This is a genomic window from Thermomonas paludicola (genome assembly GCF_024498955.1).
Classification (GTDB): Bacteria; Pseudomonadota; Gammaproteobacteria; order Xanthomonadales; family Xanthomonadaceae; genus Thermomonas; species Thermomonas paludicola.
In genome coordinates this window covers 133,324-147,998 of sequence record NZ_CP093311.1, presented here as the reverse complement: position 1 = coordinate 147,998, position 14,675 = coordinate 133,324, and the positions used below count along the sequence as shown (strand labels likewise).

At 69.1% G+C, this 14,675-nt stretch carries 10 protein-coding genes; 3 read left to right on the top strand and 7 right to left on the bottom strand.

Features of this window, described 5'->3' with window-relative positions; genetic code table 11:
* Positions 1-77: 77 nt before the first annotated feature.
* The gene (locus tag LIW09_RS12655; protein ID WP_275114553.1) at positions 78-1,820 is read left to right on the top strand and encodes a YadA-like family protein; all 1,743 of its coding nucleotides are present in this window, start codon (positions 78-80) and stop codon (positions 1,818-1,820) included.
* Positions 1,821-1,989: 169 nt separating this feature from the next.
* On the opposite strand, the gene LIW09_RS00650 is transcribed toward LIW09_RS12655, so the two are convergent.
* From LIW09_RS00650 to glyQ, 4 genes are all read right to left on the bottom strand, one after another.
* The gene (locus LIW09_RS00650; protein ID WP_256646073.1) at positions 1,990-5,910 is read right to left on the bottom strand and encodes a translocation/assembly module TamB domain-containing protein; all 3,921 of its coding nucleotides are present in this window, start codon (positions 5,908-5,910) and stop codon (positions 1,990-1,992) included.
* Entirely contained in the window at positions 5,907-7,706 is a 1,800-nt protein-coding gene (locus tag LIW09_RS00645) for an autotransporter assembly complex protein TamA (protein ID WP_256646072.1), read from the bottom strand. Before LIW09_RS00645 ends, LIW09_RS00650 begins: the two co-directional genes overlap by 4 nt.
* A gap of 255 nt (positions 7,707-7,961) precedes the next feature.
* Positions 7,962-10,130, bottom strand: a complete 2,169-nt coding sequence (gene glyS / locus LIW09_RS00640) for a glycine--tRNA ligase subunit beta (protein WP_425507919.1) — start codon at positions 10,128-10,130, stop codon at positions 7,962-7,964.
* A 2-nt stretch (positions 10,131-10,132) separates the two neighbouring features.
* Positions 10,133-11,080: a glycine--tRNA ligase subunit alpha gene (gene glyQ, locus LIW09_RS00635; protein ID WP_256646070.1), complete on the bottom strand. Its 948-nt coding sequence runs from the start codon at positions 11,078-11,080 to the stop codon at positions 10,133-10,135.
* Positions 11,081-11,250: 170 nt separating this feature from the next.
* Between glyQ and LIW09_RS00630 the strand changes: the two genes are divergently transcribed.
* Positions 11,251-11,967 (top strand): glutamine amidotransferase, encoded by a 717-nt coding sequence (locus LIW09_RS00630; RefSeq protein WP_256647104.1) that lies wholly within the window; start codon positions 11,251-11,253, stop codon positions 11,965-11,967.
* Positions 11,968-12,009: 42 nt separating this feature from the next.
* Positions 12,010-12,936 carry a hypothetical protein gene (locus LIW09_RS00625; RefSeq protein WP_256646069.1) on the top strand — a complete coding sequence of 309 codons (927 nt, stop codon included), beginning with the start codon at positions 12,010-12,012 and terminating at the stop codon, positions 12,934-12,936.
* Position 12,937: 1 nt separating this feature from the next.
* Here the strand turns inward: LIW09_RS00625 and LIW09_RS00620 are convergent, their stop codons facing one another.
* From LIW09_RS00620 to tatB, 3 genes are read right to left on the bottom strand one after another with little or no spacing between them, the layout of a single operon-like run.
* Positions 12,938-13,627, bottom strand: a complete 690-nt coding sequence (locus LIW09_RS00620; protein ID WP_256646068.1) for an RDD family protein — start codon at positions 13,625-13,627, stop codon at positions 12,938-12,940.
* Positions 13,611-14,363 carry a twin-arginine translocase subunit TatC gene (gene tatC, locus LIW09_RS00615; RefSeq protein ID WP_256646067.1) on the bottom strand — a complete coding sequence of 251 codons (753 nt, stop codon included), beginning with the start codon at positions 14,361-14,363 and terminating at the stop codon, positions 13,611-13,613. The genes LIW09_RS00620 and tatC overlap by 17 nt, the downstream gene beginning before the upstream one ends.
* A complete protein-coding gene (gene tatB, locus LIW09_RS00610) occupies positions 14,356-14,658 on the bottom strand; it encodes a Sec-independent protein translocase protein TatB (RefSeq protein WP_425507895.1) in 303 nt (100 codons plus the stop codon). Before tatB ends, tatC begins: the two co-directional genes overlap by 8 nt.
* Positions 14,659-14,675: the final 17 nt, after the last annotated feature.

Below are 14,675 nucleotides of genomic sequence, written 5' to 3'. Positions count from 1 at the left end.
ATGTCCGGATTGTCGATGAAGTTTCGCATAGGACAGTCACGCCGGCATTTCGCCCGGCCTTGACCAAGGAAAACCACATGTCCGACACCCTTAGCCGCCGGCATCCGGCGTTGTCTGTTTTGAGCCTGGCCCTGTTGGCGGCGACCGCCGCCCCGGCTTTCGCGGCCGATCCGCCATGCCTGGATATCAACGGCAACCCGCTGCCAGCCGCACCCACCGATCAGGGCAGCGAGTACGGAAGCAACAATGCCACCTGTGCCATCCAGGCGTCGGCATATGGGTTCGACAATACTGCTTCCGCGACCGCCAGCAGTGCAGTTGGCTTTGGAAACAAGACCACCAACGATCTAAGTAATGCCTTCGGCTCGAACAACTTGGCCCGTGGCCGGTTCAGCAGTGCATTTGGCGTTTCCAATGTTGCCATCAACGACTGGTCATCCGCCTTCGGTTTCAACAACAGGGCCAGTGGTTTGTATTCCAGTGCCTTCGGCTTCATGGCTCAAGCACAGGGCAACGGGTCTTTTGCAGCAGGCGGATGGTCGGATGGCAACGGTGATGGAATGGTCAATTTGGAGGAGCTCGCGAGGGCCGAGGGTCTGTCTTCGGTGGCCGTAGGCAACGCGGCCTACGCGCGGGGGGACAACAGCGTGGCGATGGGCCTGCAAAGCACGGCGGACAACATCCAGAGCACCGCGATCGGCCTCTTCGATTTCGCTGGCGGGGTGGCGTCCAGCGCCATCGGCTATCGCAACTACGCCAGCCAGTTCGGCGCCAGTGCCTTCGGCTACGACAACCGCGCCACGGGGGAGGCATCCAGTGCGTTCGGCTACCAGTCGGAAGCGTTGAATTTCGGCAGTACCGCGATTGGCTACCAGGCCGTGGCCGACCGTGATTTCGCGGTTTCGGTGGGCAGGCAGGATCACGAAAATCAGATCATCTACCTGGCTGACGGGACCCAGGACACCGATGCGGTCAATGTACGCCAGCTGCGGACGCTGGTGGGCTGGTACGGCGGTGGCGCCAGTCTGGTTGGTGGCGTGTTCACTCCGCCGAGCTTCAACATCCAGGGGACCAGCTACGGCACCGTGGCGGCTGCGTTCGCAGCGGTCGATTCCAGATTGACGGCGCTGGCGGGTGGGGTGGGCTCGCCCGGCCCACAGGGCCCGCAGGGTCCTGCGGGGCCTTCAGGCCCTTCAGGCCCCACCGGTCCTATGGGCCCCAGCGGTCCCGCCGGTCCCGCCGGCCCGGTCGGCCCGGCCGGCCCGGCCGGTCCTCAGGGCCCAGCAGGAACCGGCGCCGACCTGGGCCAGGTGGCCCAGATGGTGGACGCGGGCGACACCGCCACCTTGTCCGCAGCCAATGCGCATGCGGACGCCGGCGATGCGGCTACCCTCACCGCGGCCAATGCGCATGCCGACGCTGGCGATGTCACCACCCTGACGGCATCCAAGGCATATACCGATTCCACCTCCGGCCAGACCCTGGCCGCGGCGAAGGCGCATGCGGATGCGAGGTTCGCCGCCTGGAACGATACGTTCAACCAGTACCAGCAGCAAATGGACCGCCGCTTCGCGCAGACCGACCGGCGCATCGACCGGCTTGGCGCGATGGGCAGCGCAATGACCCAGATGGCGGTGAACGCGGCGTTGGGTGCCTCCGCGAAGGGTCGGATCGCGATCGGCGTGGGCGTGCAGGGTAGCCAGGGTGCGGTGTCGATCGGCTACGGCAAGCGCCTGGGCGACCGTGGTTCATTCTCGCTGGGCGCAAGCTTCAGCGGCAGCGAGTCGTCCGCCGGCGCGGGCTTCGGCTTCGACCTGTAATCCGCCAGGCCCGATGTGATGCCGCGTGCCTGGTCGCTCGGGCGCGTGGCGTATCCCCGTCATGCCGGAACGGCCGGCATGACGGGCTGCGCCTGCTGGGGGCCCGTTGCCATGCGGTTTTGCAGCCGCAAGGAAGCACCGGCAGCGCGGCCGCGGTCTTTGTGCCGCGCTACTTTTCCTTGCGCCAATTCACGGATGCACGGTTCTCGACCGTGGACGATTCGATCTGGATGTCGAAGCCCTTGCGCAGCAGATACTTGAGCGTGACCACCTGGCCGGTGCCGAGCAGGGACACGCCGTAGCTGACATAGAGTTTTGGCGAGATGTATTTGCCGACGCCCAGCACTTCGGCGCCGAGTGCGCGCGAGGTGCTCACTCCGGCATCGTCCAGGCCGATGCGCGCACCCAGCTTGGCGGTCAGCAGGCCCACGCCGGCATTGAGCGCGGATTTGGCCACGTCGAGCTGCTGCAGCTCGCGGCTGCTCAGGCTGGGCAGCGGGCGGCCCAGGGTGAGGTAGGCCAGCGCTTCCGACTGGCTCATCGCCGGCATCGACCAGACGCTGACCTGCGGCGCCGAGGCCCGCCCATTGACCTGCACGCCGACCGTCACTGCGCCAACCTCGCGCTGGGCGCGGATGTCCAGCAGCGGATCGCCGGCAATCGCATTCGACCAGATCAGCTTGCCGGTGGTGATGCGCAAATCCTGACCGTAGGCGCGGTAGCGGCCGCCCACCGCCAGCACGCCGGTGGCGCGCAGATCGCGGCCCGGTGGCTGCAGCACGCGCAGGCTGCCGCCCAGCGTGCCGGTCAGGCCATAGCCATCCAGCTGGACCCGGTTGCCCAGCGCGACCACCACGTCCAGATCCAGCGCCAGCGGGGTGGCGGCTTGGGTTGGGTCGGCGGGATCCAGCACCACCACGTCCGGCGAGGGCGACACGCCCATGTCCAGCCGCTCCAGATGCAGATCGGCCTCGGGCACGCCGATGTTGCCGCGCAGCTGCAGCGGCGCGCCGGCGCGGTAGCTGAGGCGGATGTCCGGCGAGGCGAGGATGCGCACCTGGCGGGTATCGGCCAGCAGCACGTCGCTGCCGTGCAGGCGCAACTGCAGTGGGGTGGCATCGTCCTGCCAGCCCAGGCTGCCTTCGACGCGCAGGAGGCCCTTGCCGGTGCCGAGGCTGCCATCGATCAGCGCGCTGCCGTCATTCAGTGCCTGCAGGCGCAGATCGCCGCCCTGAACCGCGATGCCGAGGGCGGGCAGTTCGGTGGCGAATTCACTCAGCTGGCCAGTGCCGCCCAGCAGCGGGCGTGCGCGGGTGCCGGCCAGGCGCACATCGAGGTCGAGTTTGCCGGCGGGTTCGACGATGTCGGGCGAGAACAATTCCAGCCACGTGAGTTCGCGGATGCTGGCCTTGAGTGCGCCCGTCAGCGGCGCGTAGGCGTCCCAGCCGGTGGCGAGGCGGGCGTCGATGCGGCCATCGCGATCCAGCGCCGCGCCCACGGTGGCCTCGATGCGCTGCGGGTCGAGCGTGGCGCTGGCGACCAGATCGCGAAAGCCGAACAGGTTGCGGCGCGCGCGCGCGCGGTCGCGAATGCCGCCGCTGGCGGATTCCAGCGTGGCGGTGGCGCGCCACGCAGTGCCCTGCGGGCGCACCTGGGCCAGGACGTTGGCATTGCCGTCGAGCAGCCACGGCCGGCCATCGTCGCGCGCCGGCAACCACGCATTGGCCAATGCCAGCGGCAAGCCGTTGCCGCGCAGATCGATGCCGCGTCGCGGCCAGTCGCCGCTGGCACACAGCGCGCCGCCGATGCCGGACTGCAGGCAGGCCTGCGACAGCGTGCCGCTGCGTCCATCCCACGCCCATTGCGCCGGCTGCTGCAGCGTCCATGCCGCGCCCCGGGTCGGCTGCAACGTCAGCTGGCGCAACCGGCCCTGCCAGCGCGTGCCCTGCTTGCGCGCATCGCCGCGCACGGCCAGCGCGCCCGGATCGCCCGCAGCCCCGACATCGAATTGCAGATCTTCCACCGCGCCGGTCAGGCTGGCGTGCAGGTGCGTCAACGGCACGCCGGCCTGTACATCGGCGGCGTCGATACGCAGGCTGCCGTGGCCGCGCTGCCACGGCAGCGTGCCCGACGCCTGCAGTGTTGCCGCCCGATAATCGCCGAACGCCAGTCCACTGCCGGCCAGATCCACCGCCACATCCGGTGCGTTGCGCGGGCCGCGCAGGCGGAGCGTGCCGCGCAGGCTGCCCTTGCCGGCGGGCAACAGGTCGTCCAGCCGCAGCGGCGAAACGCGTGCATCCACGTCGATGTTGGCGGCCACCGTGCCGGTCGCCTCGATCCGGCTTTCGCCCAGTGCCAGCGCGACGTCGCCGCTGTAGCGGTTGCCATCGACCTCCAGCGCAGCGCGTCCGGACAATGCGCGCCCGCGCAGCGTGCCGCCAAGCGACGTGGCCTCCACCCGCGCCTGCAGGCTGCCGTCCTGGCGGCGCTGGCCGTGGCTGTGCAGGGTGCCCTTGATGGCGCCCGGCCAGTCGGGCGCGAAATAGCCGGGGTCGAAACCGGCCAGCGTCGCGGTTGCCTGCCATGCCAGCGCCGGTGACCACGCGACGCGACCGCTGCCGGCCAACTGCCCCTGCGCCATGGCCACGTGCAGCACCTCCAGCCGCAAGCCGTCGCGATTGCCGCTGCCGATGAGATCGAGCACGGCGCGCTCGTCGGTATTGCCACGGCCGCGCTGCAGTCGTGCCTGCCCCTTCAGCGACCACTGCTCCAGTTTTCCGGCCAGGCCAAGGTCGGCGTCGGCGGCAATCGCGGTCGCGCCATCGGCGCTGGTCCAGCGCAAGCCACGCGCCGCCAGGGTGAGGTTGACGGAGGCGTGGCGGGCATCGCGCAGGTCGGCATCGCCTTGCGCGCTGATGCGGCCGCCCGATGTCTCCACCACCAGCGGATGCAGGCGCAGCACCTGATCTTCAAGGCTGAGCCTGGAGGGTAGCAGGATCGCGCTGAAGCCGCCCTGCTCCACCTTGCCCTGCAGGGTGGCGTTGCCGGCCACGCCGTCGCCCTGCAGCGTGAAAGCGAGCGGCAGCGAGGCCGCATCGCCCCCCGTCAGCAGGCCGATGTCGAGGGCCGCGCTGCCTGCCCGCAGCTGCCAGCGTGGCGCGTCCTTGCCACGCAGGGTCAGGGTGGCGTGCAGCGGCGCGGGCGCGGTGCCGCCAATGGCGACGACCATGTTCGCCAGGTCGCCGCGCACCACCAGCCCCAGGCGCGCCGGCGTGCGTCCTGCGGGCGCCGGCAGCACCGCGCTGGCGATGACATCGCTGCGGAAATTGTCGCGCGGCGCATAGTCGCCATGCACGGCAAAGCGGCCGCGATCGCTGTCGATGCGGACGTGCTCCACATGCAGGCGACCGTTGCCTGCGTCCAGCCCGCCACGCACGCGCTGGATGTCGATCAATGGCTCGCCTTCCTGCACGACCCTGAGCCCGTCGATGCGGAGGGTGTCGGCCTGCAGGGCCAGCGGCGGCGCGATTTGCGGAAGCACGTCGGGCCAGCGGGGCAGTTTGAACGGGGTAGCGTCGTGCGGCAGGTCGAGCGTGGCGCCCGCGATGGCGAGTGCATCCAGGCGCAAGGTGCGGCCAAGCAGGGGGCGCAGCGCGGGATCCACCAGCACGGTGTCCGCGTCGAACACGATTCGCCCCATCGCGCAGCTGGCGCGATCGCTGGGCACGCAGTCGGGGTCGCGCTGGCGCGGCATCGAGAAATGCACGCCGCGCAGCAACAGCGGCCCGGAGACCGGGCCTTCAGCGGATTTCCAGCGGAGTTCGGTACCGGCCGGCAGGCGCGCCACGATTTGCCGCAGCAGGGCGTCGCGGCCGCCGATGGTGGTCAATAGCCAATACGCCAGCACTGCAATCGCACAGGTGACCAGCGCGATTGCGATGCCGCCGCGCAGGGCGATCTTGCGCCGGCGCTTGCGGCGCAGCATGCGCAATTCCGCGATGCGCGCCTCGCGCTGCTCGCTGCTTGCATCGGCAGGCAGCGGTTGCAGGCCATGGCGGCGATAGCGCTGGTAGCGCTCGCGCAGGCTCACAGGTCCGCCCCGATGTTGAGGTGCAGGGTGATCGGCGAATCCGGCGACTTCAGCCCGTGCGCGATGTCGATGCGCACCGGCCCGACCGGCGAGCGCCAGCGCAGGCCGACGCCGACGCCGGTGTGCAGATCGGCATGCTTGCCTTCGAATGCGCTGCCAGTGTCCACGAACACCGCCGCGCCCCACGGACCGAAGAAGTAGCGTTCGTATTCCAGGCTGGCGGTGAGCACGTTGGGCGCGCCGGTGAAATAGTCGCCGGCGCCGGTGCTGATGCGCGGCCCGACTTCGTGCCAACCGTAACCGCGCACGCTGCGGTCGCCGCCGGCATAGAAGCGCAGGCTGGGTGGCAGGTTCAGCACGTCGCGGGTGAAGGTGTGGCCCAATTCGCCGCGCGCGATCAAGCGGCTGTCGGCGTCGAAGCCGTGGAACCACTGCACGTTGGCGAGCAACTGCGAGAACGTGGCCTTGCCGTCGGCGCCGCCTTTGCCGCCACGCAAGGTCAGCCCGGCGCCCATGCCGCGACGCGGCGCCATGCGGTTGTCCACGTCGATGTATTCGGCGCGCAGCGCGGGGAACACGAAACTGGCGAAGGTGAAGCTGGGTACCGGCCGGGTGAGGCTGGAATAGGCCCAGCGCTCGCGCAGCACGTGCAGCGAGGCCACCAGGTTCAGATGCGCGCTGTACTGCCCGTTGCGGCTGGCCACCAGTTCCAGCCGCCGGCTGTTGACGTAAGCGGTCTGCTCGTCGGCGGCCTGCAGGCTGGCGGTGTACCAGCCGTCCAGCCACGCGAACGCGGGAATGCGGTATTGCACGGTGGCGGTCTTGCGCTTTTCGGCATAGTCGATCTGCGCCAGCGCCTTGTGTCCGTGCCGGTTGAGATAGCGGCGCTCCACGCCGAGGCTGACGCCCGCGCCGCTGAGCGTGCCGTAGCTGGCACCCACGGTGTAGATGCTGCGCTTGGCCGGGGTCAGCTCCACGTTGACCGGCACCTGCCCGCTGGCCGCCTGACCGGGCGCGGCCTGCACATCCACCAGGCCGAAGTAGTCCAGCGCCACCAGTGACGCGCGCAGGCGATCCAGCTCGGCTTCGTCGTAAGGCTCGCCGGGCTGCCACGGCACCAGCTTGCGCAACAGGTGCGGGTCGATGATGGGCGCGGGCGTCTGGCTGAAGCGTGCGTCGCCCAGCGTGTAGCGGATGCCGCTGTTCCAGCGCAGCGCGATGTCGGCGGCCAGCTGCGCGCGAGTGACCTCTACCCGGTGGCTGCCGTAATCGGCATCGAAATAGCCGTGATTGAGCAGCGCAAGGTTCACCTGCGCCTTGCTGGCCTCGTAACGTGCATGGTCGAGGATGTCGTCCTTGCGTGGCTGGAATGCGGCCAGTGCGCCGGCGACGGCGGCGTCCTTGCCGGCAGGGCCGTCGATGCCCAGGTCGAGGCCGCGCACGCGCACCGGCGCGCCGGGTTCGATCCGGATCGTCACCGTCAGCGGCTGATCGTCGGCGCGGTGGGTGGTGACGGCACCGGCGTTGTCGCCTGCGTTGTCCGCGGCCTCGTCGGCGCCTTCGCCGTTGTCGGCATCGGCAGGCGCCGGACGATCGCTGCGGGTCACATGGATGGTGGGTGAGTAATAGCCGAATGGCTCCAGCGCCCTGCGCGATTCGCCTTCGGCAACCTGCAGCAGGTAGCGCAACCGGCGCGGGCGCAGAGTCTTGCCCAGCTCGTTCTGCAGCGACAGCGCGCTGCGCACGTTGTCTTCCATCGCCGCGTTCGGCAGGCCCTGGATATCGACCTTCGTCACCTTCGCCGCCAGGGCGGGCGCGGCGGCGAGGCAGCAGGCGAGAAGAAGCGGCAGGCGTGTGCGGGCAGGGGGCATCGGCGCAGGATACCGATGCGGCGTCAACGGACGATTAACCTGGATGCTTGTCTCCCCCCTTGCGCAGCGGAGGGGTTGCGTTTTCGCGACGAAGCGCGAACCCCTCCCCAACCCTCCCCTGCAAGCAGGGGAGGGAGCAAGAGCAGCAGTCTTCCTGCATTCGCAGGGGAGTGAGTGGGTTTACACCGACAGATGTTCAATCGCCGCCACGCTGCCCAGCCGGCTGGCCAGCCGCTGCAGCAGCGCCAACCGGTTGGCGCGCACCTTCGGATCGTCGGCGTTGACCATCACCGCGTCGAAGAACGCGTCCACCGGCGCGCGCAGCGCCGCCAGACGGGTCAGCACGCTGACGTAATCGCCCACCGCCAGCGCCGGGCCGGTCTCGGCGTAGGCGGCTTCCACCGCTTCGGCCAGCGCCAGCTCGGCGGGCTCGGACAGCAGCGCCGCGTCCTCCATCGCCGGGATGTCGATGTCGGCCTTCTTCAGGATGTTGCCGATGCGCTTGTTGGCGGCGGCCAGCGCGGCAGCCTCCGGCAGCTGCGCGAAGGTGCCGATGGCATCGAGGCGGCGGTCGAAGTCGTACAGCGAGGCCGGCTTCAGCTCGGCGACCGCGTTGAACTGCGAGGCCGGCACGCCCTTGTCGGCGTAGTAGCCGCGCAGGCGGTCGAGGATGAAGTCGTAAATTTCATCAATGCGGCCAGGCGTTCCTCCGCCAACAACTTCTGCTGTTTGATAGTCCTCAACAGCAACGCCCTTCTCTTTAGCGGTCTTCGCGGCTTTAGCTTTATCGTCGAGAGCTGCCCACAGCTTTGCTTGATAAACCTGTTCCAGTGCTTCGCCAGTAAGGGACTTCAGATCAAGCTCGAACCCGCTCTCGATAATCGTCCGTGCCAGTCCCAGCGCATTGCGCCGCAGCGCGAACGGGTCCTTGTTGCCGGTCGGCTTCAGGCCCGCGGCAAAACCGCCGGCCAACGTGTCCAGCCGTTCGGCAATCGCCAGCACCTTGCCCAGCGTTGATGCCGCGATGTCGTCGGCGGCGAAGCGCGGGCGGTAGGCCTCGTCGATCGCCAGTGCCACCGCATCAGGTTCGCCCGCCTGCTGTGCGTAGTAGCGGCCGGCGATGCCCTGCAACTCGGGGAACTCATTGACCATGCGGCTTTGCAGGTCGTTCTTGGCCAGCAGCGCCGCGCGCTCCGCCTGCGCCGCATCGGCGCCGACCTGCGCGGCGATGGCCTTGGCCAGCGCGGCCACGCGCGCCACCTTGTCGGCCACGCTGCCCAGCTTGGCCTGGTAGGTGACGGTCTTCAGCCCGTCGCCCATCGACGCCAGGCCCTGCTTCAGGTCCTCGTCGAAGAAGAACTTGGCGTCGCTGAAGCGCGGGCGGATCACCCGCTCGTAGCCCTTGCGGATTTCCGCCGGGTCCTTGGATTCGATGTTGGCGATGCCGATGAACTTCTCGGTGAGCTTGCCGCTGGCATCCAGCACCGGGAAGAACTTCTGGTTGGCCTCCATCGTCTCGACCAGCGCTTCCTGCGGCACCGCCAGGAACTCGCGTTCGAACGCGCAGGCCACCGCCACCGGCCATTCGTTGAGGCAATTCACCTGCTCCAGGTTGCCGGCGTCGATGCGGGCGCTGCCGCCGACGGCGCTGGCCGCGCGTTCGACTTCATCGACGATGCGCGCGCGGCGCGCGTCGGCATCCACCAGCACCTTGGCGCCGCGCAGCGCGTCCACGTAGTCCTGCGGCTGCGCGATGGCGATGGCGTCCGGGTGATGGAAGCGGTGGCCGCGGGTGTCGCGGCCGGCGCGGATGCCCAGCGCTTCGACATCAGCGATCTCGTTGCCCAGCAGCGCCACCAGCCAGTGCAGCGGGCGGGCGAAACCGTAAGCGTGCGCGCCCCAGCGCATCGGCTTGGGAATGGGCATGCCGGCCAGCGCCTCGTCCAGCACGCCCTGCAGCAGGTCGAGGGTCAGCGCGCCCGGCGTGGTGGCGCGGTGGACGAAGCGCTCGCCCTTGGCGTCGCGGGTTTTCTCCAGCGCGGTCCACTCGACGCCGGCCTTGGCGGCAAAGCCCTCCAGCGCCTTGGTCGGCGCACCGTTGGCGTCCAGCGCGATGTTGAGGTACGGGCCCAGCACCTCGGAGGTCTGCTCCGGCTGCTCGGTCGCCACGCCCGGCAACAGCACCGCCAGCCGGCGCGGCGAGTACAGCGGCTTGGCGTCGCCGCGCTCCACCGCCACGCCGCGCTTGTCCAGCGCGGCCAGCACGCCGTCGAAGAACGCCTGCGCCAATCCCGGCAGCGCCTTGACCGGCAGCTCTTCGGTGCCGAGTTCGATCAGAAGGGGTTGCATGTTCATGCGTTCACCTGCGGCGTGGCATCGAGTCCGAGCGCTTTGCGCTTCGCGGGATCCTTGACGCCGGGGAAGCCCAGCTTTTCTCGCGCCGCAAGTGAGCTTTCCGCCACCGCCTGCGACAGCTTGCGCACGCGCAGGATGTAGCGCTGGCGCTCGGTCACCGAGATCGCGCGGCGCGCGTCCAGCAGGTTGAAGCTGTGGCTGGCCTTGGTGACTTGCTCGTAGGCGGGCAGCGGCAGGCCGGCCTCGACCAGCTTCATCGCTTCCGCCTCGCAGGCATCAAAGCGGTGCAACATCTCGGCCACGTCGGCGTATTCGAAGTTGTAGGTGCTCTGCTCGACTTCGTTCTGGTGATAGACGTCGCCGTAGGTCACCGGCAGCCCGTCCGGGCCGTAGGTCCAGATGAGGTCGTAGACGTTGTCGCAGTTCTGCAGGTACATGCACAGGCGTTCGAGGCCGTAGGTGATCTCGCCCAGCACCGGGCGGCACTCCAGCCCGCCGGCCTGCTGGAAGTAGGTGAACTGGGTCACTTCCATGCCGTTCAGCCAGACCTCCCAGCCCAGGCCCCAGGCGCCGAGCGTCGGCGATTCCCAGTTGTCCTCGACCAGGCGCAGGTCGTGCACCAGCGGGTCGATGCCCAGTGCCTTCAGCGAGTCGAAGTACAGCTCGACGATGTTGTCGGGACTGGGCTTCATCACCACCTGGAACTGGTAATAGCGCTGCAGGCGGTTGGGGTTCTCGCCGTAGCGGCCGTCGGTGGGGCGGCGGCTGGGCTGCACGTAGGCGGCGTTCCACGGCTCCGGGCCCAGCGCGCGCAGGAAGGTGGCCGGATGGAAGGTGCCGGCGCCGACCTCGAGGTCCAGCGGCTGGATCAGGACGCAGCCCTGCTCCGCCCAGTAGGCGTTGAGGCGCGAGACGAGTTGCTGGAAGGTGATGGCGACGGTCATGGATGCACGATGCTGCGGCGTAGCCGTTTAGTATAAGTGCGCCGCTTCCACTCCCTCCCTTTCGCCGAAGGCGAAGGGGAGGGTCGGGGAGGGGTGCCTTTCCACCGCCAAGAGCCGCCCCCCCTCCCAACCTCCCCCTTGCGCTGCGCGCAAAGGGGAGGAGCGAGACCCTGATGACCACGCCCTTCCTCATCCTTGAAACCGGGCAGCCAACGCCCAGCATGCGTCGTTACGGCAGCTTCGCCCACTGGATACGCGTGGCCGCAGGACTGGGCCGTGACGAGGCCGTGGTGGTGGATGCCGCCGCAGACGATGCCTTGCCGTCGCGCGAAGGCTTTGCCGGGGTGTTGATCACCGGCTCGGCGGCGATGGTCACCGAGCGTCTGCCGTGGAGCGAGCGCAGCGCGGCCTGGCTTGGCGAGGCCGCGCATGCAGGGTTGCCGCTGCTGGGCATTTGCTACGGCCATCAGTTGCTGGCGCATGCGCTGGGCGGTGAGGTGGGCTACAACCCGAACGGACGCGAGATGGGCACCGTTTGCATTGACCTGCAGACCAGCGCCAGCGCCGATCCGCTGTTTTCCCGATTGCCGGCACGTTTCCCGGCGCAGGCCACCCATCTGCAGAGCGTGCTGCGCCCGCCGCCGGGCGCTGACGTGCTGGCCTGCAACGCGCATGATGCCTGCCACGCCTTTCGCTGGGGCGAGCGCGCCTGGGGCGTGCAGTTCCACCCGGAATTCAGCACCACCCACATGCGCGGCTATATCCGCGCACGCGCGGAGGCACTGGCCGGCGAAGGGCGCTGCAGCCGGCAGCTGGCGGCCGAGGTCAGCGCCGCGCCGGACGCGCGCGCCGTGTTGCGCCGCTTCGTTCGCCTCGCGCGGCGTTGACCGGCGCTCCGGTATCCTGTGCGCTTCATTTCGAGGCGCAGCATGGACATTCGCAGGTTGCCGGTCAGTCAGGGCTGGGTGTGGTTTCGGCAGGCCATTGATCTGGGCGCACGAAACCCGCGCGCGGTGCTGGGCGCCGCCCTGTTGATGATCGCGGCGCTGTATGCCGCCGTCCTGCTGATGGTGCTGGTGCTGGCGCTGCTGGTGGGTGGCGTCAATGCGGCCGGGCCGGGCAACGGGGTTGGCGTGGGCGCGATGATGGCGGTGGCATTGCCATTGACCGCGCTGGTGGTGTTGCTGGTGCCGATCCTGCTGGGCGGGGTGATGCACGTGGTGCGCGAAACCGAGGCCGGGCGACCGTCGCGCGCGCGCGACGTGTTCGCGCCGCTGCGCACGCCGCATGGACGGCGGCTGGCATGGCTGGGGGTGGCGCAAATGGTGCTGACGGTCATCGGCGGGATGCTGTTGATGGCCATTGCGGGCAGTGATTACTGGCGCGACTACCTGCAGGCGATGCAGTCGGCGATGCAGGGCGCGACGACGACATTGCCCGAGCCGCACCATCCCGGGCTGCTGTTCCTGCTGCAGATGGGCTTCAACTACTTCAGCTATGGCCTGTTGCTGCTCGCGATTCCGCTGATGCTGTTTTCCGGCTGCCATCCGGGCGCTGCGCTTGTCGCTGCGCTGCGGGCGCTGGTGCGCAACGCGGCCCCCAACATGCTGGCCGGCGTGCTGTTCATCGGCGCACTGCTGGTGGGGGCGCTCGCGGCCGCGCTGGGGGTGGCGCTGCTGGCGACGCTGGGCAGCATGCTCCACCCCGTTGTGGGCGTGGTGGTGACGATGCTGGCGATACTCGGCTTTGCCGCAGTGGTGCTGGTGCTGGTGACAGGCGGCGCCTACCTGGCGTGGCGTGACACGTTTGGCGAAGCGCCGGCCACGCTGCCCTCCCCGCACACGTTCGAGGCCTGAATCAGGCCGCGCCCGCCGCCTGCAGCATCCACCCCTGCAACCAGCGAAACGCCAGCACGCTTCCCAGCAGGAACCCTGTCGCCAGCAGGCCCAGCCACGCCCTGGCCCACAGCGGAAGCCCCGGACGTGCGGCCAGCACGCGGCTGTGGCTGAGCCGGTCGTGCAGGGCCAGGTGCGGCGCGAACGCCGCCATCGCGTGCCCCAGATTCAGGCTGAGCCAGGACACGCCGGCCGCCGCAAAGCGCAGCAGTGCCTGCCGGCGCGACAGGCGGCCACCGTGGGCGGTGGTGACCACCAGCCCCAGTGCGCGCTTGCCGGGCGTTGCCTGCCACGCCGAGGCCTCGAAACCCACCGACCACAGGCCGGCCAGCGCGGCGTAGAACAGCAGCGGCAGGATCAACAGCAGGGTCAGCGCCGATTGCAGCTGGTCGATACTGGCCAGCAAGCGCGGATCCTGCAGCCAGCTCAGCACCCGCGCGGTGGGGATCTGCCCCTGCGCCAGCGCCGCATCCAGCAGGCGAGTCATGTCGGCGGACAGTGCGGAGAAGGCTGCGCTGGCCTGCACCAATGCCGCGCGTATCGGCGATGCGCCAAGCAGCAGCGCCAGCGGCAGCAGGCAGACAGCGTCCAGCGACCATGCGGCGCTGCGCGCCCAGAACCCCGCCGGGTTGCGTTCAGGCAGCGGTTCCATCGGCCTGTTTGCCCGGTGCGACCAGTTTGGCAGCGATGATGCCCGCTTCGTAGAGCAGGCACATCGGGATCGCCAGCATCAGCTGGCTGACCACGTCGGGCGGGGTCAGCAGCGCCGCCACGATGAAGATGCCGACCACCGCGTAGCCGCGACCTTCACGCAGCTGCGCCGGCGTCACCCAGCCCAGCAGCGCCAGGATCACCAGCGCCACCGGCAGCTCGAAGGCCAGCCCGAAGGCGAGGAACAGCACCAGCACGAAATCCAGGTAGGCGCTGATGTCGGTCATCATCGCCACACCGCTGGGCGTGACCCGCGCCAGAAAGCCGAACACCATCGGCAACACCAGGAAGTAGGCGAACGCGCAGCCGGCGTAGAACAGCGCCAGCGCCGAGCTGAGCAGCGGCAGGGCCAGTCGTTTTTCGCGTTTGTACAGGCCCGGTGCCACGAACGCCCATGCCTGATACAGCAGCCATGGCATCGCGACCATCAGCGCCGCAAAAAAGGCCAGCTTCATCGGCGCGAAGAACGGCGACGCCACTTCGGTGGCGATCAGCTGGCCGCCTTTTGGCAGCTTGGCCAATAGCGGCTGCGCCAGCAGGGCGTACAGGCGATTGGCGAAGGGCAGCAATGCCAGCAGCACCAGCATCAGCCCGGCCACGCCGCGCAGCAGGCGCGTGCGCAGCTCCAGCAGGTGCGCGATCAGCGGGCGCTCGTTGTCTGCGGCGCCGTCAGTCATCGTGGCGGGTGTCCACGGCAGGCGGTGGTTCAAGGGCCTTCGGCAGGTCTGCGGAGGCCTGCCGCAGCTGCGCCTCGGCGTCCTGCAGCGCCTGGCGGGTTTCCTGCAGGCTGCGCTTGAGCTCCTCGCTGGCCAGCTCCTGCTCCAGTTCGTTCTTCATTGCATACCACTGCGCGCGCGCCTTGCGCACCCACAACCCGGCGAAACGCGCGGCTTTGGGCAGGCGTTCCGGACCCAGCACGATGAGCGCCACCAGCGCGACCACCAGCATTTCGCCGAAGGAGAAATCGAACATCGACGGCGCCTTGCGGC